This is a genomic window from Acidovorax delafieldii 2AN (assembly GCF_000175235.1).
In the GTDB taxonomy this organism is placed as follows: Bacteria; Pseudomonadota; Gammaproteobacteria; order Burkholderiales; family Burkholderiaceae_C; genus Acidovorax; species Acidovorax delafieldii_B.
The window spans coordinates 1-696 of record NZ_ACQT01000603.1 but is presented as its reverse complement, the minus strand read 5'-3'; the positions used below and the strand labels follow the sequence as shown (position 1 = coordinate 696).

General features: G+C 70.8%; 1 pseudogene. It reads right to left on the bottom strand.

Going from position 1 to position 696, the window contains the following annotated elements:
- Positions 1-430 (bottom strand): annotated as a pseudogene (locus ACDELDRAFT_RS23315) (hypothetical protein); the annotation flags it as partial.
- Positions 431-696 lie beyond the last annotated feature (266 nt).

The window sequence follows — 696 nt, the reverse complement described above, 5'->3', positions numbered from 1 at the left end:
CGGCCAGGCGGGTGCGCGGCAGCATGGCCAAAGGGTCGGATGAGGGGTGCTGCACCACCTGTGTGTCCACCAACAGCGCCACATGGGTGGGCTCGGAAGACAGGGTCACGCCCCGGTCGAGCAGGCGGGTGAGGAGGAGCTTGCGAAAGCCCTGGCCGAACGGCGAAGCGTCTGCCACCGGCACGTGGATCGGGTGTTCGCCCGCGGGCCACTCGCTGATCTTGTCGGCAATGCGCGCGGCCACGTCGTCGGCCAGCACATCCCAGTGGTGCACCGCCTGGGCCTTCTTCTGGGCAGAGGCCGCATGGCTTTCGGTACGGGGAATGTCGGGCACGGAGCAACCGGCCACCAGCGCCGCCGCACACAGCAACGTCGCCCAGGCCGGTGGGGTCATGCGGATGCGCTTGGCGCAGCAGGTATCGGCTTGCATCGGGCAATGCTAGCCGCAGCCCCTGCGGACAAACCCGCGAACAGGGCTGCTTTTGGACCGCACTTCGCGCCACGCGGCCAGAGGCGGTGCCCGCCTACAGGGCAGCGGGTTTCGCTGCCGCACAATCGCGCGCATGACCGAGCCCACAGAGCCTCCACTGCCCCCGCAAGCCCCCACATCCACACCCGCAGCCGCCGCAGAGCCACCGCCCCCTTCGCCGGCACCGCCCGCCACCCATGCCCCCGGGCCAGCGGGCACCGCTGCTG